Raw genomic sequence first — 20,711 nt, 5'->3', positions numbered from 1 at the left:
TTCGATCGCTTTGCGAAGGGTTTCTCTGCCTGGGTGACGCGTAGCTCAGAACTTCCTGACATCCCAAAGGGCGCGAGACCTATGGTTCCAAGAATGCCAGCGGCGTAATCTGATTCTGCCGGACGCGTGACCGATGGTTGCTCACCCCGCAGGACGCTTGAGCGGCGTCTTGCCTGCACAAATAGCCTCCGTTGTGGAGAGCGAGTGCGCACATGCCAGCGGCACAGCTCTATCCGAATTTCGCCAGGGCAAGGCGGTGTGCAAAGCTCTCACCTACGTCAGCTTTCGCCCTCAGAGGGCGCGGCCATGTGTCTCAGCCGATGCGACAGCGCTACCGATACTTGAGCTCATGGACAGAGCTGAGTTGCGAACCCACCTCGATCACTTGGACGCAGCGGTGCCAGCACTGCGGGCGTCGAGTCCTGACTGCCACCGCTTCTTGCGAGCGTTCACGGTCATGGCGCAGCTCATTGAAGTGAAGGCTCTCACGTCGAAAGATGCTGAGTTTGTCGGGCGACGCATCGATGAGATTTTGGCTTGGCATGGGCTAACAGACGCGGAAGGCTAGGGTTGAGGCAAATGGTGCTATGAACCTTTGGTTGTCTGACATCATCATCAGATAACGAGCGCCAGGTTCGCTTTGGTGGCACGTCATCATGGGAGGAAAGACTCAAGGCAATGTCGGCGTAAGGCGGACTGGAGTGTAGGTGTTCTCTTGGCCAAGTTCGAATTGACGAGGTCGCTGTCTAGCTAAGGTGTCGAATCAGCGGTGGTGGTGGCGTGCTGATTGGTGGCGGCTGCTACGGTGCCTGTGGTGGCAGAATCTCGACCGGCGACATAGTTCTGATCAAACCCCTGCCGAGCTGAGATCAGGTCTAGCCTTTCCAAGAACGGCCCAGTTCAATGCTGGAGCGTTTTGCTTTGGTGTCGATTAACCTTCAATGTCTCAGCGCTTGGCGGCATCCATCGCGTCAGCCTGTAGATGAGTTCGAACTCAAGCTGCCATGGTGCGGCGCTTGAAGCAATCACGTGGTTGGGCCAGCAAGTTAAGCCCACGGTGATCTAAGGCAAGCTTCTGAGGTATGCGATGCACATCCGCTGCACCTCACCGCGCAGCTTTTCTATCTCGCGAGGCCTCAGATTGCGCTCGAATGCGTTGCGGATCGTGCCGAAGATGACCGTGACCAGGGTGAGGTTAACGCTCGGCGCATCTGTGAATGACGCATCTTCAGCGCTTCGTATCATCGCGGTGGTGGCCGCATCGACGCGGGTCGCGAATGCGTCTATCAACGCCTCGTTATCGAGCTCGACCGCGGTGCGATAGAGGACCCGCGTCACGTCCGCTCGCTCCGTCTTTGCGTGCCAATACGTGTTGATCAACGCACCTATCATCGACTCAAGGCGTTGCCCGCGCTGCTCCATGCAGAGGGATTCAATTCGCTCGGCCAAGCGCCCCAGATAGCGCTCGTTGAGTCCGTAAAGCAGGGCCTGCTTGTGGGGGAAGTATTGATACATCGTGCCTACCGAGACACCGGCGCGCTCCGCCACGCGCGTGGTCGTCAGACGTTGCAAGCCCTCGGTCAGCAAAAGCTGAATAGATGCTTCAAATATGGCCTCGATGGTGGCCTTAGATCGGGCCTGAAGCGGCGTCCTGCGGGGCGCTAGATGACGCGGAACTCTGGCGGACAAAAGCGAATTCTCAAGTTGAAGGATCCTTCATATCCTAGCTGGGAACCCAATACACACAAGGAGACATCGAACATGAGCAGCAGTCGCGTTGCCCTGATTACAGGTGCAAACAGGGGAATCGGGCTGGAGATTGCGCGCCAGCTAGGGCAGGCCGGGGTATTCGTGATCGTTGGTGCTCGGGATGCGGGCCGAGCCGAAGCAGCGGTCGCTGTGCTGATTTCCGAAGGGCTCAACGCGCAGTCCGTCGCATTGGATCTGACGGACCATTCGACTATTCGGACCGCGGCAGAGAGAATCAAGGCCGAACATGGCAAGCTGGACATCTTGGTGAACAACGCTGGCATCGTCGATGCGCAGGATGGTCCACCAAGCACCGGGTCCGCTGAAGCCGCGCGCCGTATCATGGAGACGAACTTCATCGGCACCTTGGCGGTGACCCAGGAGATGCTTCCTTTGCTGCGCGAGTCCGATGCCGGTCGCATCGTTAACCTGTCCAGTTCTTTGGGCTCGCTCGTGGTCAACGGTGATCCATCGTCTCCCTATTACGACGCCAGGCTCATTGGCTATAACGCATCGAAGGCGGCAGTGAACATGCTCACCGTGCAGCTGGCTGCCGAGCTGCGCGGCACTTCCGTTATTGTGAACTCGGTTAGCCCTGGCTACGTAAAGACGGATTTGACGGGCGGCAACGGCTACATGACACCAGAGGAGGGCGCGAAGTTGCCCGTTGAATACGCGCTGCTTGGCGAGAATCCCGTGAGTGGTCGGTTTGTGGAGCCTGGCAGCGTTACTCCTTGGTGAGCTTGTAGGCGTCACTTCAACGAACAGAAAGCTAGAGTGCCGGCATGGGCAAATCCTTGTCGGCACCGGGATCTGTGCAGGTGGAGCAGCAGATCGGCTGAAGCACAGCCACCGAAGTCAGCATCCTAGGGTGATAGGGGAACTAAAGGGAACTGTTAGACCAGTTAGACACTGGGTTGGTTGACGCCAGAAGCTTTGCACCTGGCCAGCAGCCCTGCTATGGCCTAAGCCCATCCCTTGCATGGTCCGAGCCTTTTTCGCAATGCGGGCAAGCGCAGCGGTGCTTTCTTACCAGCGCTGGGCCTGTGAAAGGGACCTTAGCTTCGCTGTCCCGACCGCAAGGGCAGGCCTCCTTCACGTTGTTCCGGCCCTCCGTTGTGCGCCGCAAGCGGTGCTCCCTGCCGGGTGCGGTAGGGCCGGACGCTTCGCCTGTCGGTTCCCACGAGGCGCATAACGCGCTGGTGGAGAAGAACCGATGAAGCGCACCCAAGACCTGAAGGCTCAATACCAACTCCAGATGGACGAAGAGGGCATCTTGCTCGCAGCAGCTCACATCCTGGAGCAACGCCTCCAGCGGCTGGACAAAATCCACTGCCCGGAGCAAGCCGGCAGTTACGTGGTCGCCCGCTGCGCCCACTTGCCGCATGAGGTCTTCGGATGCATCTTCCTCGATACCAAGCACCACATCCTGGCTACCGAGCACCTGTTCACCGGCACGACCGACGCCTGCGAAGTCCACAGTCGAGTCGTTGCCAAGCGCGCGCTGGAGCTCAACGCGGTCGCCCTCATCCTTTTCCACATTGATGATTCCGAGCGATGCCCCTTGAGGTATCAATCGAGGGATCAATCCTGCCCACGCCGCTGATGATGTCGCGCTCGGCCGGCCCGCATGCCATCTATCCAGCATCGGTTGCGGTGTGCCACGCGGCATGCAGGCAAGCGTCCTGACGTTTTTCTTGGCGGCCTTTCTGTCGCAGGTCGTGCGGGATACGCAGGTGCTGCTCCACGCTGCGCGATGAGTTGGCCGTTGCCAGGTGGCGTGTCAGGCGCTGTGTTCCTGGCTGCTCATGGGACGATCCAAGATCTACCAGAAGCCAAGGACTTTCCACCAGGCGCTGCCGACGAGAGTGAAGATGAGAAGCTCAAGCAGGCACATGATCAGTCCGATCCTCCACCAGGCGCCCAGGCTGACGTAGCCGCTGCCGAAAATAATGGGTGAGGTCCCCGTGGCATAGTGCGTCAGTGTCATCATGATCGCCGAAGACGCGGTCATCATGAGCATGAAGGGGATGACGTAATCCGGCGGTATGAGCAGTGCACCCACGCCCAGCAATGCAAGCAGCATCGCACTGATGTGGGCGGTGGTGCTCGCGAACAGATAATGGGAAAAGACAAAGGCCAGGACGAGCACGCAGGCGATGGCTTTCCATCCCATTCCACTCGCGATGATGGCGCCCTTCATGGCCTCGGTGAACCAGCCAACCACGCCCAGCTTGTTGAGCTGTTCGGCCATCATCACCAGCGCGCCAAACCACACCAGCGTGTCCCACGCACTTTTTTCGGAAAGCACGTCGTCCCAGTCCAGCGTGCCGGTGATGATCAGCGTAAACAAGCCAACGAATGCCACGACCGTGGGATCCAGGGTCCATGAGGGGCCGAGAATCATGGCGGGCACGTTCGCCCAAAGGACCAACAGCAAACCAAAGGTCCCGATCATCACTTTTTCTTTCGCCGTCAGCGGCCCCATCGCCTTCAATTCGGTCTTGGCGAAATCAACCGCGTTAGGGGTGGCCTTCAACTCCGGAGGAGACAGCAGATAGATGGCCAGAGGCATGATGATCAAACAGGCCAGCCCCGGTAGAAGCATGCAGAGCGCCCAGGTCGTCCAGGACAGGTGCAGCTGTTGGTTCGTCGCTTTGGCGACATAATCGACCACCAGCGGATTGGGTGCTGTGGCGGTGAGGAACATTGCCGATGTGATGGGATTGGCGTGGTAGTTCACCAATGCCAGGTAGGTCCCGACCTTGCCTTGCGTGCCTTTGGCCGGATCGGAATCGAACGAGTTGGCAATTGACCTCATGATGGGGTGAACAATGCCCCCGCCACGCGCGGTATTGCTGGGGGTGAAGGGGGCGAGCAGGAGCTCGCAGATCGTCAGGCCGTAGCCGATGCCCAGTGTCCGTTTGCCCAGGAGCGCAATGAACACCATGCCGATACGGTTCCCCAGGCCCGTCTTCTTCAGGCCACGGGAAATCAGGATCGCAACCACGATCAGCCAGATGAGCGGGCTCGAGAAGCTGCTGAGCGCATCAGTGATCGCACCCTTGGAGCTGGTTGACGTGACTTGGGAAAGCGCGACGATGACGATGGCCATCATCGCCATCACCCCGATGGGCATGACCTTGAGGATGATCGCGATGATGGTGGTCAGGAAGATGGCGACCAGCCCCCAGGCCTTGGGCGTCAGGCCTTCAGGGCACGGGAGCAAGAGCAATGCGATAAGCACGGCCGTTGTCACCAGGGCCTGAGGCAGTTTGAACGGCACGGCTTGATTGAAATACTTGAATGCTGCTTTGACGCGACCTGGCATGCGGGGCCCTCTTTATGACTGTCCAACAAGCGGGAAACGCTTGAGACGATGTGCAGCGGTTCCAGTCATCAAGGCTTGGCGCGTGGGCTTTCCCCAAAGTGATGCATGAGCTCGGCGTGCGTTTGCGCATAGGCAGCGTCCGTGAGAGACGTTGCCATGGGCGAATTCGCGGCAGTTTTCGCAACTTCGGCCTTCGCCCTGTCCTGGTCTTCGCTTCGCAGCGCCAGGTCAGCCAAAACGGCGACGTGAGTTGGCTGGACCTCGACGAAGCCGCCCGACACATACAGCTGGAAAGGCGGCTCGCCCGTTTCCGGATAAATGAGGATCATGCCTTCGCGCAGCGTGCTCAGCATTGGCGTATGTCGTGCCATCACGCCAAATCGGCCCCGTTCTCCAGGAAGACTGACCTCCCGAGCGCGTCCCTCCCACTGGGCTCCCGTGAGGCTCACGACAGTCAGCCCGAAGGTCTGCTGCGCATTGGCGATGAAGTCGGGTCTGGGATGGGCAGACGTGGGTGCGTGCATGTCGTATCCGCCTGAAGCCTTGCTTGAAGAAGCCTCACTGCGTTGCGCAGCGCCAGTAACGACTGCTGATTTTTCACCAGGCCTCATGTCCACACTCCTTGAAAAATATGACGCTGTTGCCCCCCACAACAGCTTTTCTTTCTCGCCATCACGGCGCGACTTCGACACCGAAAAGCAACGCCAGCCGGTGCCACCTCGGGTCTCATGATGCATTGCACCATACACGCCTGCCTTGATTTCGATCAATTCGGATCGAACGGCCTCTGGGGCAAGCTGGGATGATGGTATGTGCCGGAGCAAACCGAATTGATTCGGGCATCGTCACGCAAAAAATGTCAGTCAAGGATGCGGAGAGCTGATGCTTATTTACCGGTCGTTTCTGATGTTGGGTCCTGGGCATCCAGGTGCATGGCGTGCAGCCTGCTGGAAAGCGCTCGCGCCACGGAAAAATTGATTGAACTCAAAAGAGGCTTTGAGGTGAGGCGTTTGGCTTCACTCCAACGCTTGCCTTCTAAGAAGTCGTTCAGATCGCTCCCCTTCTTTGCGTAGGTGTGACGGTCTACAAGGGGCTCAAATGACCGACACCAAGCCTGGAGACTGGGTGTCATCTCCGGCATCGGCGGACTGGGTCATATGGCCGTGCAATACGCCAAGGCGATGGAACTCACTGTGGCAGCGGTCGATGTGGACGACGCCAAGCTGGATCTCGCCGGGCGACCGGGCGCCACTGTGGCGGTCAATGCGAAGAAGGAGGGCTCAACGGCGTGACCGCGTAGGGATCGATCGTCGGCAGCCGTTTGAATCTGCAAGAGTCGCTGAACGTCGCAGAGCAGGGCAAGGTGGCCGCGACGGTCCAGACCGACGGCTCGAAAACATCAACGAGGTGTTTACCCGCATGCACCAAGGCGCCATCGAAGGTCGCGTGGTGTTGAGCTTTGCGGATTGAGCAAGCCTGTGGAGGGCGTCGCCCTGGAATGAGGGCACGCACAGCTGGGCCGTGGTAAGGGATGCAACGCGTTGCGTAGCAGCAGCGCGGCTTGTTTCCGTTGCATCCGCCCCTGCGCCAGACCGTGGTGCCCACGACGAGCTGACCGGGCGCTTCGCGGTTTGACCGCTGCCGACGCCGAACCTGCCGCTGAGCCCGCTGTGGTCAGCCGGCGCAGCGACGCAGCGGCATTGCGGTGGTCTGAGCCTTGCACGTCGGGCGGGTGCGTCAGCGCGATGGGTTGTGGGTGTCGTTGCTGCTGCCTGGAGGAATCAATGCACGCGCACGATCCGAAAGAGGGCAGCGGCGCTGGTGGAGCAAGTGGATGGCCTCCCTGGTCCGTCGCAGCAGCCCTGTGTTCGCAATGAAGGTGGTCTTCGAACCGTGGAACGCAAGCACGATGTTCTCGGTTCCGTGGGTCTTCCGGTAGTCGACCAAGGCAACATCCGCGTAAGGCCGAGTACGGGTCCGCAAGACGCGGTACTCCACACGCTCTGCATGAAGAATCAACGTGGGGTTGAGGCTGTTGTGTGCCCACGCAATCCAGGGCAGGAATGTGAACCCGGCGAACGCGGCCTCCAATGTGACGACGACAGATGTCTCCACCGAAATCTCCTTGCGCAGGACCTGCCTGTCTGACCCCGATCGTTGTCATTGTGACCTGTACCGACTGTGCTTGCGTCAACCGGCCCGGTGTCTAATTCACTCGGGCCATGGCCATGGGCCGTGAGCAAGGTGAAGCAGGCGTTTCCTTGCTGTTCCCATCACGCATCCCGTGCAAAAAGATCGTGTCGGCTGCCGATCCACCAGGCAGTTCTTGAGAGCACTTTATCCACGCATCGGGAGAGCCATATGCGCCGTATCCTGTCCGCAGCACTGCTCGGATTGTTGGTAGGTCACGCACACGCGCAGCAAGGGGACGGCACCGACGTGCCGGCGCAGGTGCACACATTCAAGCCGGACAAGGTAGACGCCAGTCCTGGTCAGATGGCTGGGCTGAAAGTTCCGGCAGGCTTTCAGATCAAGCCGCTCGCAACCGGGCTGAAGAATGCCCGCATCATCGCCGTGGCGCCGGGCGGCAACATCTACGTGTCCCGGCGTGATCAGGGCGACGTCCTGCTGCTGAAGGACGCCAACGACGATGGCAAGCTCGACGCACCTGCCAAGGTAGTGGCCAACCGATCCGGAGCGCATGGCCTGGCGGTTCGCGATGGCCAGCTCTACCTGGTCACGGTCAAGGAGCTGTTCGTCGCCCCGATTCTGAAAGACGGAACCCTGGGACCACTCAGGTTGCTGGTGGGCGATCTACCGGACGGTGGGCAGCACCCGAACCGCACGATGGCATTCGGCCCGGACGGCATGCTGTATCTGAGCATCGGCTCGACCTGCAATGCGTGCAACGAGACCAACCCCGAGCACGCGACGATGCTGCGCGTGGCGCCCGATGGGAAGTCACGCACCATCTTTGCCAGTGGCCTGCGCAACACCATCGGCTTCGATTGGGACCCTGCGACCGGCGAGTTCTGGGGCATGGACCAGGGCATGGATTTCCTGGGCGATGAGGTCCAGCCGGAGGAGCTCAACCACATCGTCAAGGGCAAGCAATATGGCTGGCCCCACATCTGGGGCAAGGACGGGGTCAACCCGCAGAGCACGCCGCAGGGCGAGATGACCAAGCAGCAGTGGGCCGCAATCAGCGAACCGATGGTCCTTGGCTACACGGCTCACGCCGCAGCCATGCAGTTCCACTTCTACCGGGGCGCATCCTTCCCGGCCGATTACAAGGGCGATGCCTTCATCACCTTCCGTGGGTCGTGGAATCGCAAGCCAGCGTCCGGCTACGAGGTGGTGCGGCTGAAGTTCGAAAACGGCAAGCCGGTCGCTTTCAAGCCATTCGTGACCGGCTTCCTGACCGAGGGCGGCACGAAACACTTTGCGCGGCCCGTGGGCCTGGCGGAGACGGCCAACGGCGCGCTTTTGGTCTCGGACGATGCCAATGGCGTCATCTACCGCATCTCCGCCACGGGCGCACCGGCCCGCGCTGCGGCAGCAGGGCAACCCAGCGCAGCGCCAGCGGCGTCGCTCGAGAAACAGGTCAACCAGGGCAATGGGGTGCCGCTCGCCCTGGCTCGTCCCGAGACCAACAGCAAGGGAACGCTCACCGTGACTGCGCCCGCGTTTGCCAGCGGCGCTGCGATGGACAAGCGCTTCAGCGATTACGCCGATGGCGTCTCGCCGGCGCTGTCATGGAAAGCGGTTGCCAAGGCCACCTCCTACGTCGTGATCATGGAAGACCCCGATGCCAGGCCCATCACGCCATTCGTCCATTGGGTGGCCTGGAACATTCCCGCCAAGGTCACCCAGCTGCCCGAGGGCCTGCAGGAGCAGATGCGTCTGACTGAGCCCGATGGCGTGCTGCAGGGGGCAACGAGCCGTGGTTCGGTTGGCTACTACGGGCCGCACCCGCCGGTGGGCGATCCGCCGCATCACTATCACTTCCAGGTCCTGGCGCTGGACACCATGCTGGACGTCAAGCCGGGTGCGACCCGGGACGAGGTGCTTGCCGCTGCGTCGGGTCATGTTCTGGCGAAAGGCGAAACGTTGGGTACCTACGCCCAGGCCGTCGCCCCACCGAAGTAATCGCGCCGGAAACCGCGAGTTGATCGCATTGCCATCCCTGTCGTAGATGGGGCTTTCCATTCTTCGATTCGCGGATGTAGCGGGCGCTGAAGGCGCCCGCACGGCTGTAGATCGTGATCTTTCAACAGAGATCAGTGTTTGCCACCTGCGTTTGCTTTGCAGCGACACTGCCAGGGGTGTCGGCATTTGTTGCATCCAATACACTGACCCGGCTGTGGGATCGCCTGACCTTTGTCGCGCCGAGCCATGCCCGCCTACGGGCCCGCAGCTAGTGCTGGACGTGGTCCGTTGAGCGCTTAGGCTTCGCATCCTCTGGGTGGCTGGAGTTGTGGCCAAGCGCATGGCCTACCCCTGCTCCGTCAGGGAGGGGTAGTGACCTTCGTGGCATGTGCGCCGAAAGCGCCAACATGCGGTGCCAAGACCAGGCTCAAGCGCCGCCGACATTCTCGAAAGGCAAGTGCGGACGCAGGCATGTCGCATGAATCATAGATTTTTGCTTGCGCATCCCAAGCTGCCAGCAGCACTTCCAGGTCATTTATCAGTGTTTGCATTTATGCCCTTTGATGCACAGACGGTAGCCCCGCACCTCATCTGACCCTGAGGAGCGAGCCTACCTGGCCACTATGTCGGTGCTGTTAAGCCCGCTTAGGGGCAACTTATAGCGGACTCGGAAATGCAGGACAAGCGTTTGCCACCGTCTGCTGCTGTGCAATGACGGGGCGAATCAGAACCCCGGTGGGCCCAGAAAATCTGGGCCCACCTAGATTGACTCAGAACTCCTGCCAGCCTGCGCCGTCAGTGGAGCTGATGGCTTCCAGTTTGCGCGGTGCACGGTGCGGGACAATTTTTGCGGGTGTCTTCACAGGCGTTGGCGTCCTGTTGCTGTTTGAGCCAGCAATGGCTGACGAGGCAGGAGCCGCGCGGACCGCAACGTTGCCCTTGTCGATCTTGAACACCGCCACGGCCTCGGTCAGCTGCGTGGCCTGTTCTTCCATGGCGCGGGCTGCAGCGGTCGCCTCCTCGACCAGCGCGGCGTTCTGCTGGGTCGCTTCATCCATCTGCGTCACGGTGGTGTTGACCTGCTCGATGCCGGCCGACTGTTCCTGCGAGGCTGCAGAGATTTCGCCCATGATGTCGGTCACGCGCTGCACGCTGGCGACCACTTCGGTCATCGTGGCTCCGGCGCTGCGCACCAGGGCCGAGCCTTCCACGACGCGCTGCACCGAGTCGTCGATCAGGTCCTTGATCTCCTTGGCTGCGCCGGAAGAGCGCTGGGCCAGGGTGCGCACTTCCGAGGCCACCACCGCGAAGCCGCGGCCTTGCTCGCCGGCCCGCGCCGCTTCCACGGCGGCATTCAATGCCAGGATGTTGGTCTGGAACGCGATACCGTCGATGACCGAGATGATGTCGGCGATCTTCTTGGACGACGCCTCGATACCGCTCATGGTTGCGACCACCTGGCCGACGACTTCGCCGCCCTGGGATGCCACGCCTGCGGCGCCGATCGCCAGCTGGTTGGCCTGGCGCGCATGTTCGGCGTTCTGGCGCACGGTGGAGGTGAGTTCTTCCATCGAGGCAGCGGTTTCTTCCAGGTTGGCCGCCTGCTGTTCGGTGCGCTGGGACAGGTCCTGGTTGCCTGCCGCAATCTCGCTGGCTGCCGAATTGATGGACACCGCCGACTGCTGAATGCGTCCGACAATCTCTGCAAGCTGTGCAGCAGTGGTATTGGCATCGTCGCGCATCTGCGCGAAGACGCCCTTGAACTCACCGGTCATGCGGGCCGTGAGGTCGCCTGCGGCGATGGACTGCAGCAGCGAGGACAGGGATTGCAGGTTGCTGTCCGCGGTGGCCATGAGCAGGTTGAGGCTCTCGACCATGATGCGGAAGTCGTACTGGAACCGTTCCGCATCGCCGCGTGCGGTGAAGTCGCCATTGGCAGCAGCTTGTGCCAACTGCTTGATTTCCAGGTTCATGGCAGACAGGTTGGTCTTGACCTCATTCATGGTCTGCGTCAGCACGGCTTTTTCGCCAGGCAACTGCTCCATGTCTTCACTCAGGTCGCCAATGGCATAGCGGCCCATGATGCGTGCGAGGTTGGACTGCACGCTGAGGTGGGAGGCAACCAGGGCGTTGGTGTCCTCGGCCATGCGGCCGTAGTCGCCGGGCAGTGCGCTGGCATCCATCAGAAAGCTGATCTGGCCTTCGTCATGGCGCCTGGCCATGTCTGACTGGGCCGCCATCAGGCTGCGGATCTGCGTTTGCATGACCTGCATTGCCTGAAGCAAACGCCCTGGTTCGTCCCGAGCCTTGGTTTGCGCGTTGCTGGTCAGATCCCCTTGCGCAATGGCATTGGCGACCTGTGTTGCACGGGCCAGGGGCGTGGTGAGGCTGCGGGTAATGATCCAGCCCAGCAAAGCGCTTGCGATCAGGACAACGGCGCCACCGGTGATGAGCATGGCCCGTCCGCCTGCAATGGCGGCCAGTGCTTCCGCGTACGCATCCTTGGTGTTGTTGTTCTGGCGTGACACCAACTCCCGCAGTGTTTTCTGCCAGAGCAGGACGGCGGGTCTTCCCTTCTCGCTCAGCAGGGTTTGCGCTCCCATGCGGTCCCCTTCGGCGCACAGGGCCATCACCTGATCAGTGAAGCTGCGAGCGATGGTGCGGCGTTCGTCCAGGGCGACTCTGACGCGGCGACCGCCTTCAGACAAGGAAAGGCTGTCCAGGGCTCTGAGCTTTTCGCGTAGCCCGTTGTAGCGGGCCCGTTCGTCACTGATGGTCTTGACAGCCTCTTTGTTGAGCGCATCGCTGGTGACCATTGCATAGGTCCCGAGCGCTACCAGGATCGATGAGTTGGCGTCCAGCATTTCATTGGCGACCTGGATCTTCGCCATCCGGTCTTGAACGATCGAGTCCAACTGGTGTTTGGAAACCGACATCGTCCACAGGCCTGCTGCAACAAGCATGGCAGAAAGAAGAATCAGGACGCCGAATGCGGCGCCCAGGCGCTTACCAACGCCGTGCCTTTGAAGAAATTCCATCTCGTAAACCTTCGGAGCTGTGCAAAAGCGCACACACACTTAGCGGCCTCTACCGCAAGGAATGAAGAAAAGGCATACATGTATATTCAAGCTCTATACAAATGCTGTGCTTTTTGCGGCACTTGTCACCTTATGCCGTCGGAGCTTGCCGCAATCCCCGTGGGGTCATTTCGGGGCGGATGTGGGTGAGTTACTTACACAGCGTAGGGGGGGCGCCGAGTATGGGAACGACAGGCCGGGGTTTGGTAGCTGCTTGGCCATTTCCTTCCCCATGGTCAGGAAGCTCCTGATTGAGCGGGTGCGCGGCGATGGGCATAGTGCCGGGCACGTCGAGCGAGCACCATGACCACCACGCACCCTCAACTTATCGGCGCACTTCTCAAGGGCATCCGACGCGCCGAATCCGCGCGCGCAGCCTCTATTGCGTATTGCGCCGGATTGGCCGGGCAGATGCGCTTTGACTACGGCACGCCGGACGATGCGGGCAAGGTGCTGGAGATGTTCGCGCTGGATTCCGAGCAGATCCGCGAGCTGGGGCTGGTGGGCGTGGAAGAACTGGGCGAGGCGGTCTGCCATGCCTGGTCCATCAACGCCGGCGAGCTGGATCGGGTGGTTCAGTGGTTTTCGGCGCCCAGGGTCGAGTTCGTCGGCAAGCACTGCCGCGAGCTGATCCGGGCCGGGCGCATCGGGCCGGTGCTGACCATGGCCCGCGAGCACGCCTTGCTGCGCCATCGCTGAGCGCCGCCAGACTCGGGCGCGCCCGGCCGCTTTACGCTAGCCGGCGCAACAGCAATACTCGCTGACCCTTCCAACCTCAGTTTTGCCAATGCGCCAGGTTCCGCCCGCTTCATCCGCCGCCGCCGCCAAAGCCCAATTGCTGGAAGAGCTGCGCAAGCTCGAGCAGGAAGAAGCCCAGCTGAAGTACGCCCAGACGCTGGAAGCCTTCGACCAGGTGGTCGAGGTGCTGACCCAGTTCGGCAGCCGCTTCAATGCCAAGCAGAAGTCCCAGATCGCGTCGTTGGCAATGACCGGCAAGTCCAAGGGGCCGTTGTCGTCCACGGGCGAGGTCGTCGCCAAGTACTGGATTCCGCATTCCGGCGAGACCTGGTCCGGGCGTGGCCGCACACCGCGCGCGTTCAAGGCATGGGAAGGCACCAGCTCCTACAAGGAATGGAAGGCCAACCATCCGGACAAGCGATTCCCGCTGTATCCGGGCTGAGTTCTTGAAGAGTCACGGTCTGGCCGCACGCACGCCTGTGGCCTGGCGATTACGGCCTTCCTGCACCTTGGTTTTATCGCTGTAAGTGCCGCGCTGCATTGCGGGCGTTGCCGGATCGTGCAATCCAGGCTGGCAGTGATCACGCTTGCCGATGTCGCCGTGATCCAGGCCATAGGTGTCATCGATACCGCCTTAAAAAGCGCTTTCGCCAGCAAAGCAATCGGAGCTTGATCTGCGATCGCGCCGTCGTCAGGCGCGCTGCGGTTTGCCCCGCGCTTGACGCGCAGCTGGGTGTCACCGGCAGGGTGGTAACCGCACACGAAAACAGCAGCGGTGTTTACCGACCGGCAGTGCAGATCCGGTTCAAACCGGAGCATCCATTTCCTCTGTCGATGCAATAAGAAACGCGCGGCCTGCCGGAGTTCCGGCAGACCGCGCGTCTGGTTTATCGCATCAGGGTTACTGGTCGTTCTTGCACTCGAATACCGACACGCTGCGCGGCGGGGCCAGGAATTCGCTGGCGCCTGCCGGCATCATGTCCACTTCCAGGGCTTCGTCGGTCGAGAGCACCAGTTTCCAATGCACCGGTTCGTCGGTCGAGGGCAGGGTGAAGGTCACGCCTTCGTGGTAGGCATTGATGACGATCAGCAAGGTGGCGTCGTTGGCCAGTTCCTTGACGCCGGAGGTCTGTGCCTTGCCTTCCAGCAGCAGTCCCACCGAGCGCGCGCCGGCGTCGGTCCAGTGCGCGTCGTCCATCTCGGTCCCGCCCGGATTGAGCCAGGTGAGATCGCGCAGGCCCGCTTCTTCGTTGTACTGGCCGTTGAGGAAGCGGCCGCGCGACAGGATCGGATAGCGCTTTCGCAACTGCGTCAGCGCCTTGACGAAGTCGGTCAGGCGGCCATCGGTCGGGTCGTTTTCCCAGTCCAGCCAGGTGATCTCGTTGTCCTGGCAATAGGTATTGTTGTTGCCGCCCTGCGACTGCGCACGCTCGTCGCCGGCGAGCATCATCGGCGTGCCTTGCGAAAGCAGCAGCGTGGCGAGCAGGTTCTTCATCTGCCGCTCGCGGATCTGCAGCACGTCCGCATTCTCGGTGTCGCCTTCCTCGCCGTAGTTGCAGGAGCCATCGTTGGACGAGCCGTCGCGGTTGTCCTCGCCGTTGGCCATGTTGTGCTTTTCGTTGTAGCTCACCAGGTCGCGCAGGGTGAATCCATCGTGCGCGGTGATGAAGTTGACCGACGCCCACGGGCGGCGACCGCGACGATCGAACAGGTCTGCCGAGCCGGTGAAGCGGGTGGCGAACTCGGCCAGCTTGCCGTCCTCGCCCTTCCAGAACTCGCGCGCATTGTCGCGGAACTTGTCGTTCCATTCCGACCAGCCCGGCGGGAAGTGACCGACCTGGTAGCCACCGGGGCCGCAATCCCAGGGCTCGGCGATCAACTTGACCTCCGAAAGCAACGGGTCCTGGTTGCATGCATCCAGGAAGCCGCCGCGCTGGTCGAAGCCGCTCGGCTCGCGTCCCAGGATCGTGGCCAGATCGAAGCGGAAGCCGTCCACATGCATCTCGCTGGCCCAGTAGCGCAGCGAATCGTTGACGAACTGGATCACCCGCGAGTTGCTCAGATTGAGCGTATTACCGGTGCCGGTGTCGTTGATGTAGTAACGCTTGTCTTCGGCAAGGCGATAGTAGCTGGCGTTGTCGATGCCCTTGAACGACAGCGTCGGGCCAAGCTCGCTGCCTTCTGCGGTGTGGTTGTAGACCACGTCCAGGATCACTTCCAGGCCCTGCTTGTGCATGGCCTTGACCATGTCGCGGAATTCATCGCGATGCCCGCTGGACAGGTAACGCGACTTCAGCGCGAAGAAGCCGATGGTGTTGTAGCCCCAGTAATTGCGCAGGTCCTTGTCCAGCAGATGCTGGTCGTCCAGATACGCATGCACCGGCAACAGTTCGACCGCGGTGATGCCCAGATCCTTGATGTATTGTAGGACCTGCGGCTGTGCCAGGCCGGCAAAGGTGCCACGCACGGCTTCTGGTACCTGCGGGTTGCGCATGGTGTAGCCACGCACGTGGGTCTCGTAGATCACCGTCTCGTTCCACGGCGTCAGCAGGCGCGCGTCGTCTTCCCAGTCGTAGGTGTCTTCGACCACCACGCACTTGGGCATGAACGGCGCACTGTCGCGCTCGTCGAAGCTCAGGTCGCCGTCCGGGTGGCCCACGGTGTAACCGTAGAGTTCGTCCGCCCAGATCAGGTCGCCATCCATCTCGCGTGCGTACGGGTCCATCAACAGCTTGTTGTGGTTGAAGCGGTGGCCTTCGGTCGGTTCATACGGGCCATGCACGCGGTAGCCGTAGCGCTGTCCGGGTTTGACGTCGGGCAGGTAGCCGTGCCAGATCTCGTTGGTGTATTCCGGAAGGTCCACCCGCACTTCGGTGCCCTGTTCGTCGAACAGGCACAATTCCACGCGGGTGGCATGCGCGGAAAACAGTGCAAAATTGGTGCCCTTGCCATCGAAGACGGCGCCGCGCGGAAACGGGCGTCCTTGGCGGATGCGGGAGGGGTTGGCGTAAGCCGCGCTTGCTGGACGTCGCATTGAGAGTCTCGGGTGCGCCGGCATGCCGGCATTGAGGGGACTCAAGCATTGCGTGGGCAGCTGTGCAAACTGCGTCACGACGGCAGGGGGGCGGCGTGAGGGCGGTTGTTGCAGGGCGTGGCCGCCGATTATTTTCTGACCGCAGTGACGGAAAACAGGGCGCACGGCCGCGGGGATCTGACATGTACGCATCGCGCGGGTCGGCTGCGTTGTCTATGCGGCTGTCGCCAGACAAACCCTCTCTGTGCATCACCGGTGTCATGCGCGCGCGCTTGAGCGCCGCGCAGCCGCCCTGCTAGCATCCAGACCGTCGGAGTCATGCAACGCATGCAGTGTGACAGCTGCCTTGCTGCGTCGCTTCCGCCTCCCATTCTCGGGGCCGTCGCACACCCGTCGAACGCAGCATGCAGGGCAGGGACGCTGCCCGCCCGTGCAATCGACCGGCAGACCTGCGGACTTGGGTCACTCCGTCATCAGACTCCGACCATGTCCAGGCCGCGCCGTACCCCTGCTGCGATGAAAATCGCCATCCTTTCCCGCAACAGCAAGCTGTACTCGACCCGGCGGCTCATCGAGGCCGGGCGCAAGCGTGGCCACACCGTGCGCATCCTCGACCCGCTGCGCTGCTACATGCGCATCGCCGCCGACGGCTTCAGCCTGCACTACAAGGGCAAGCCGATCACCGGGTTCGACGCGGTGATCCCTCGCATCGGCGCCTCGGTCACCCGCTATGCCACCGCGGTGTTGCGCCAGCTCGAATTCATGGGCACCTATACGCCCAACCCCTCCGATGCCATCCTGCGCTCGCGCGACAAGCTGCGCGCGCATCAGTTGCTGGCCGCGCAAGGCATCGACATGCCGGTGACCGTGTTCGGCGACAACCCCGACGACACCCAGGACCTGCTGTCGATGCTCGGCCCGCCGCCGCATGTGGTGAAGTTGAACGAGGGCGCGCAGGGCGCCGGGGTGATCCTCACCGAGAAGGCCAGCGCCTCGCGCGGCGTGGTTGAGGCGCTGCGCGGGCTCTATGCCAATTTCATCGTGCAGGAGTTCATCGGCGAGGCCGAGGGCGCGGACCTGCGCTGCTTCGTGGTCGGTGACCGGGTCGTTGCCGCCATGCGTCGGCAGGCGGCCGAGGGCGACTTCCGTTCCAACCTGCATCTGGGCGGCAGCGCCGCGGTGGCCCAGGCCACCGAGCAGGAACAGGAAGTCGCGGTGCGCTCGGCGCGCGCGCTGGGCCTGGCCGTGGCGGGCGTGGACCTGATCCGTTCCACGCGCGGGCCGCTGGTGCTCGAGGTCAATTCGACCCCCGGACTGGAGGGCGTGGAAGGGGTCTGCGAGGTGGACGTGGCGGCGGCGATCATCCAGCACCTGGAGCAGTCGATCCGCTGATCGGGCCACCCGCGTCGTTATCGAAAATTTAACGAAAATCTAATCCTTTCCTCGCTAGCCTCACCCGACCGTAGCTCCGCTCTCGGCAGTGACGGTGATCGGGATGAACTTTTGGCCCAAGTGCGTTGTCGCACTTGGGCCTTTTTATGTGGCGGCTTGCTGCCCCCAGGCTTCGCGTCTACATTCGCTGATGTTAAATCGCTCAGGCACACAAGGAGGCGTCGGCATGGCAAGGCAACGCGGCATTGGAAGGCTGCTCATCGTGATCGGTCTGCTGACCGGCCCTGCCTGCGCAGTGGCGGCCGATATCGACATGCCGTCCAGGCCGCCGGTGCAGCAGGTGCCTAGCGATCTGCATAAGGGCCAGACGCACTCCGGGATCAGTCAGGATGAGCACGTTAAGTTGACAGCGGCACCCGAGCGCATCGCGGCCGCGTCTGAGGCACAGCCGGGTGTCATCGCGCTGCTGCCCGTGCAGCGCGCAGGCTCGCATAACGACCAGGAGCTCATCACCCAGATTTTGACCATGGCAGGCGAAGATGGTCGGCCAACCGCCGGCGCGCGCGTGCACTTGGTTCGCAGATCAGTACCGGGCAGTGTCTGACCGCCGCCGAGTGCGGCCATCAAACGACTATAAGCCAACACGAAATTTCTCGGCGCCAGCGCTAAAAACAGCTTAACGAACGAGGTTCCAGTGCGAATTCTAGTAATCGAAGACAACAGCGATATCGCCGCCAATCTGGGCGACTATCTCGAAGACCGCGGCCACACGGTGGATTTTGCCGCCGATGGCGTGACCGGGCTGCATCTGGCCGTGGTGCATGAGTTCGACGCCATCGTGCTCGATCTCAACCTGCCCGGCATGGATGGCATCGAAGTGTGCCGCAAGCTGCGCAACGAAGCGCGCAAGCAGACCCCGGTGCTGATGCTCACCGCGCGCGATTCGCTGGACAACAAGCTGGCCGGTTTCGACTCCGGTGCGGACGACTACCTGATCAAGCCGTTTGCATTGCAGGAAGTGGAAGTGCGGCTCAATGCGCTGTCGCGTCGCGGCAAGGGCGTGCACACCCGCGTGCTGGAAACCGGCGACCTGGAATACAACCTGGATACGCTGGAAGTGCGTCGCCGCGGCAAGCTGTTGCAGCTCAACCCCACCGCGTTGAAGATCCTGCAGTCGCTGATGGAGGCCTCGCCGGCCGTGGTCACCCGCCAGGAGCTGGAAACCCGCGTCTGGGGCGAGGAGCTGCCAGATTCGGATTCGCTGCGCGTGCATATCCACGGCCTGCGCGCGGTGGTCGACAAGCCGTTCGACGTACCGATGATCCAGACCCGTCACGGCATCGGCTACCGCATCGCCTCGCCCGATGCCTGAAAGCAATAACGGCGCGCGGCCGGCGCGCAAGCGCGGCCGTTACCGGCGGCGTCTGCGCAGCCGCATCATCCTGTCGTTCGTGTTGTTGGGCTTCTGCCTGACCACGCTGTTCGCTTTCGCCACCAACTGGGCACGTTCGCGCGTGGAAAACCAGTTGGTCGAAGACGTGATGAACCGCAATATCGACGCCTTCGCGCAGCGCTTCTACTCCGACCCGCTGCGCAACCCCGATCTGCCGGTGCAGCAGATGCGCGGGCGCGTGGTCAAGAGCGACAAGTTCGATGCGCTGCGGCTGGAACAGCCGGAGTGGTACCAGTTGCCCGACGGTATCCACACTATTTCCGGCGTGGACGACAGCGGCAACGCGTATTCGTACAAGCTGGCGGTGCGCAAGACGCCGAGCGAGTGGTTCTTCCTCGCCTACGACATGACCCAGACGCTCAAGGGCGAGATCCAGCTCAAGCGCACGCTGATGCTCTCGGTGCTGGTGTTCAGCGGCTTTTCGCTGCTGATCGGCTGGTGGTCTGCCTCCAAGGTGATGCGCCCGGTGTCGGACCTGGCCGCGCGCCTGCGTGCTTACCGCGGCGGCACCAGCGAGCCCAAACCGCTGGCCGCGCACTTCCCGGACGACGAAGTGGGCCAGCTCGCCGAAGCGCTGGACGATTACTCGGCCCGCCTCACCGAAGTGGTACAGCGCGACCGCGAATTCAACGCCGATGTCAGCCACGAACTGCGCACCCCGCTGGCGGTGATTCGCGGCGCCACCGAACTGCTGCTCACCAAGCCCAATCTCGACGAAAAGATGCTGCAGCGCCTGCAACGCATCCAGCGCGCCGAACTGCAGTGCAGCGATTTGATCGGCTCGTTGCTGCTGCTCTCGCGCAACGAGCGCGGGCAGGGCAGCAGCAATGTCGCCAAGGTGGCCGAACAGCTGATCGACGCGCACCGCGCCCAGCTCGGCGGCAAACCGCTGGAGCTGCTGCTGGAAGGCGAGCGCGACCTGGTCATCGACGCGCCCGAATCCGCTCTGTCGGTGGCGCTGGGCAACCTGATCGGCAATGCGGTCAAGTACACCCAGGACGGCCAGGTGCGCGTACGCGTGCTCGCCGATGCGGTGGAAGTGATCGACTCCGGGCCCGGCCTGAGCGAAGAGGACGCCGCCAAGCTGTTCCAGCGCGGCTACCGCGGCACCCACGCCGGCCACTCGCAAGGCGGCGGTATCGGCCTGTCGATCGTCAGCCGGCTGTGCGACCTCTACGGCTGGCGCGTCAGCGTGCGCCCAGGCCAGCAGCGCGGCGTCATCGCAACACTCGCCTTCCACCGCTAACCACCCCCCGCACCTCCGTAGGAGCGCACCCGGGCGCGAGGGCTTTACACGTATCGTCCTCCCCCGCTGCAGGCGTTCAAAAGATAACCGCACCCAAAACCCAGCTCAGCGCTCCACCACCGTCACCACCAACTCGCCCGCACGCGCAGTGATCTGCAGCTTGCACCCAACCGCAAACCCCAACTGCTCCAGCCAAATCCCACGCAAGCGCACGCTGGGAATCCGCATCCCACGCAAGCGCACGCTGGGAATCCGCTGGCTGTGTGGCCGGCCCGGCTCTGCGTCGTAGAACGCATAGCCCACCGTGCAGCGCGTGGGCATGCGCGCCTTGCGCGGCGGCAGATCGTCCACGCGACGCTTGGGGCGACGGTCGAAGTCGAGGTTGTCTACGTCGAACGTGGGCGAGGGCACCAGCCGCATGGGCTGCGCGTCCTTTACCGGCGTGGCCGCCCGCTCGGCGGAAATCGAGTGTCAATGCAGCAAGTAAATGCGGTCGGTGTTGGTGCGCTAATTCGACGTCGAGCTAAGTTACGCTGCCAGGG

General features: G+C 62.2%; 16 protein-coding genes and 2 pseudogenes. 11 read left to right on the top strand and 7 right to left on the bottom strand.

The window, feature by feature from the left end; all coding sequences use genetic code 11:
• The first annotated feature begins 349 nt into the window (after window positions 1-349).
• Complete coding sequence (locus EO141_RS21710) at window positions 350-568, top strand: hypothetical protein (protein ID WP_127169311.1); 219 nt, start codon at window positions 350-352, stop codon at window positions 566-568.
• A gap of 494 nt (window positions 569-1,062) precedes the next feature.
• Here the strand turns inward: EO141_RS21710 and EO141_RS12075 are convergent, their stop codons facing one another.
• Window positions 1,063-1,689, bottom strand: coding sequence for a TetR/AcrR family transcriptional regulator (locus tag EO141_RS12075; protein ID WP_127169310.1), 627 nt, complete (start codon window positions 1,687-1,689; stop codon window positions 1,063-1,065).
• 72 nt (window positions 1,690-1,761) lie between these two features.
• Here EO141_RS12075 and EO141_RS12070 point away from each other — a divergent pair, with 72 nt between their 5' ends.
• Window positions 1,762-2,490, top strand: coding sequence for an SDR family oxidoreductase (locus EO141_RS12070; protein ID WP_127169309.1), 729 nt, complete (start codon window positions 1,762-1,764; stop codon window positions 2,488-2,490).
• Between the two features lie 475 nt (window positions 2,491-2,965).
• Window positions 2,966-3,289: pseudogene (locus EO141_RS12065) on the top strand (JAB domain-containing protein); the annotation flags it as partial.
• Between the two features lie 285 nt (window positions 3,290-3,574).
• On the opposite strand, the gene EO141_RS12060 reads toward EO141_RS12065, so the two are convergent.
• Both EO141_RS12060 and atpC read right to left on the bottom strand, forming a co-directional pair.
• Window positions 3,575-5,080 (bottom strand): DASS family sodium-coupled anion symporter, encoded by a 1,506-nt coding sequence (locus EO141_RS12060; protein ID WP_127169307.1) that lies wholly within the window; start codon window positions 5,078-5,080, stop codon window positions 3,575-3,577.
• 68 nt (window positions 5,081-5,148) lie between these two features.
• Complete coding sequence (gene atpC, locus EO141_RS21705) at window positions 5,149-5,850, bottom strand: ATP synthase F1 subunit epsilon (protein ID WP_241236661.1); 702 nt, start codon at window positions 5,848-5,850, stop codon at window positions 5,149-5,151.
• Between the two features lie 275 nt (window positions 5,851-6,125).
• On the opposite strand from atpC, the pseudogene EO141_RS12050 reads away from it, so the two are divergent.
• A pseudogene (locus EO141_RS12050) lies at window positions 6,126-6,550 on the top strand (zinc-binding dehydrogenase); the annotation flags it as partial.
• Window positions 6,551-6,817: 267 nt separating this feature from the next.
• Here EO141_RS12050 and EO141_RS12045 read toward each other — a convergent pair.
• Window positions 6,818-7,195 carry a hypothetical protein gene (locus tag EO141_RS12045; RefSeq protein WP_127169306.1) on the bottom strand — a complete coding sequence of 126 codons (378 nt, stop codon included), beginning with the start codon at window positions 7,193-7,195 and terminating at the stop codon, window positions 6,818-6,820.
• Window positions 7,196-7,441: 246 nt separating this feature from the next.
• Here EO141_RS12045 and EO141_RS12040 point away from each other — a divergent pair, with 246 nt between their 5' ends.
• Window positions 7,442-9,229, top strand: coding sequence for a YbhB/YbcL family Raf kinase inhibitor-like protein (locus tag EO141_RS12040; protein WP_127169305.1), 1,788 nt, complete (start codon window positions 7,442-7,444; stop codon window positions 9,227-9,229).
• A gap of 770 nt (window positions 9,230-9,999) precedes the next feature.
• On the opposite strand, the gene EO141_RS12035 is transcribed toward EO141_RS12040, so the two are convergent.
• Window positions 10,000-12,267, bottom strand: a complete 2,268-nt coding sequence (locus EO141_RS12035) for a methyl-accepting chemotaxis protein (RefSeq protein ID WP_127169304.1) — start codon at window positions 12,265-12,267, stop codon at window positions 10,000-10,002.
• A 342-nt stretch (window positions 12,268-12,609) separates the two neighbouring features.
• Here EO141_RS12035 and EO141_RS12030 point away from each other — a divergent pair, with 342 nt between their 5' ends.
• On the top strand, window positions 12,610-13,005 hold the full coding sequence (locus tag EO141_RS12030) for a hypothetical protein (RefSeq protein ID WP_119127575.1): 396 nt from the start codon (window positions 12,610-12,612) through the stop codon (window positions 13,003-13,005).
• Window positions 13,006-13,093: 88 nt separating this feature from the next.
• Window positions 13,094-13,486: an H-NS family nucleoid-associated regulatory protein gene (locus tag EO141_RS12025; protein ID WP_104583655.1), complete on the top strand. Its 393-nt coding sequence runs from the start codon at window positions 13,094-13,096 to the stop codon at window positions 13,484-13,486.
• Window positions 13,487-13,945: 459 nt separating this feature from the next.
• Here the strand turns inward: EO141_RS12025 and glgX are convergent, their stop codons facing one another.
• Window positions 13,946-16,078, bottom strand: coding sequence for a glycogen debranching protein GlgX (gene glgX, locus EO141_RS12020; RefSeq protein WP_119127578.1), 2,133 nt, complete (start codon window positions 16,076-16,078; stop codon window positions 13,946-13,948).
• Between the two features lie 486 nt (window positions 16,079-16,564).
• Here glgX and rimK point away from each other — a divergent pair, with 486 nt between their 5' ends.
• From rimK to EO141_RS12000, 4 genes are all read left to right on the top strand, one after another.
• Window positions 16,565-17,470, top strand: a complete 906-nt coding sequence (gene rimK, locus EO141_RS12015) for a 30S ribosomal protein S6--L-glutamate ligase (protein WP_166763129.1) — start codon at window positions 16,565-16,567, stop codon at window positions 17,468-17,470.
• Window positions 17,471-17,696: 226 nt separating this feature from the next.
• Window positions 17,697-18,074 (top strand): hypothetical protein, encoded by a 378-nt coding sequence (locus tag EO141_RS12010; RefSeq protein WP_241236660.1) that lies wholly within the window; start codon window positions 17,697-17,699, stop codon window positions 18,072-18,074.
• A 90-nt stretch (window positions 18,075-18,164) separates the two neighbouring features.
• Window positions 18,165-18,842 carry a response regulator transcription factor gene (locus EO141_RS12005; protein ID WP_006448355.1) on the top strand — a complete coding sequence of 226 codons (678 nt, stop codon included), beginning with the start codon at window positions 18,165-18,167 and terminating at the stop codon, window positions 18,840-18,842.
• On the top strand, window positions 18,835-20,169 hold the full coding sequence (locus EO141_RS12000; protein ID WP_164739182.1) for a HAMP domain-containing sensor histidine kinase: 1,335 nt from the start codon (window positions 18,835-18,837) through the stop codon (window positions 20,167-20,169). The genes EO141_RS12005 and EO141_RS12000 overlap by 8 nt, the downstream gene beginning before the upstream one ends.
• Window positions 20,170-20,274: 105 nt before the next feature.
• Here the strand turns inward: EO141_RS12000 and EO141_RS11995 are convergent, their stop codons facing one another.
• Complete coding sequence (locus EO141_RS11995; RefSeq protein ID WP_127169303.1) at window positions 20,275-20,634, bottom strand: SymE family type I addiction module toxin; 360 nt, start codon at window positions 20,632-20,634, stop codon at window positions 20,275-20,277.
• Between the last annotated feature and the right edge of the window lie 77 nt (window positions 20,635-20,711).

The organism is Xanthomonas sp. BRIP62415, from assembly GCF_003993515.1.
In the GTDB taxonomy this organism is placed as follows: Bacteria; Pseudomonadota; Gammaproteobacteria; order Xanthomonadales; family Xanthomonadaceae; genus Xanthomonas; species Xanthomonas euroxanthea.
Note: the sequence above shows the minus strand (reverse complement) of the source record. Positions and strands in the feature narration are given on the sequence as shown.

What these genes read in the sequence shown, in the direction of transcription:
- EO141_RS21710 (WP_127169311.1), top strand. Translation starts at nt 350, where the DNA reads ATGGACAGAGCTGAGTTGCGAACCCACCTCGATCACTTGGACGCAGCG.
- EO141_RS12070 (WP_127169309.1), top strand. Translation starts at nt 1,762, where the DNA reads ATGAGCAGCAGTCGCGTTGCCCTGATTACAGGTGCAAACAGGGGAATC.
- EO141_RS12060 (WP_127169307.1), bottom strand. Translation starts at nt 5,080, where the DNA reads ATGCCAGGTCGCGTCAAAGCAGCATTCAAGTATTTCAATCAAGCCGTG.
- EO141_RS12040 (WP_127169305.1), top strand. Translation starts at nt 7,442, where the DNA reads ATGCGCCGTATCCTGTCCGCAGCACTGCTCGGATTGTTGGTAGGTCAC.
- EO141_RS12035 (WP_127169304.1), bottom strand. Translation starts at nt 12,267, where the DNA reads ATGGAATTTCTTCAAAGGCACGGCGTTGGTAAGCGCCTGGGCGCCGCA.
- EO141_RS12030 (WP_119127575.1), top strand. Translation starts at nt 12,610, where the DNA reads ATGACCACCACGCACCCTCAACTTATCGGCGCACTTCTCAAGGGCATC.
- EO141_RS12025 (WP_104583655.1), top strand. Translation starts at nt 13,094, where the DNA reads ATGCGCCAGGTTCCGCCCGCTTCATCCGCCGCCGCCGCCAAAGCCCAA.
- glgX (WP_119127578.1), bottom strand. Translation starts at nt 16,078, where the DNA reads ATGCGACGTCCAGCAAGCGCGGCTTACGCCAACCCCTCCCGCATCCGC.
- rimK (WP_166763129.1), top strand. Translation starts at nt 16,565, where the DNA reads ATGTCCAGGCCGCGCCGTACCCCTGCTGCGATGAAAATCGCCATCCTT.
- EO141_RS12010 (WP_241236660.1), top strand. Translation starts at nt 17,697, where the DNA reads ATGGCAAGGCAACGCGGCATTGGAAGGCTGCTCATCGTGATCGGTCTG.
- EO141_RS12000 (WP_164739182.1), top strand. Translation starts at nt 18,835, where the DNA reads ATGCCTGAAAGCAATAACGGCGCGCGGCCGGCGCGCAAGCGCGGCCGT.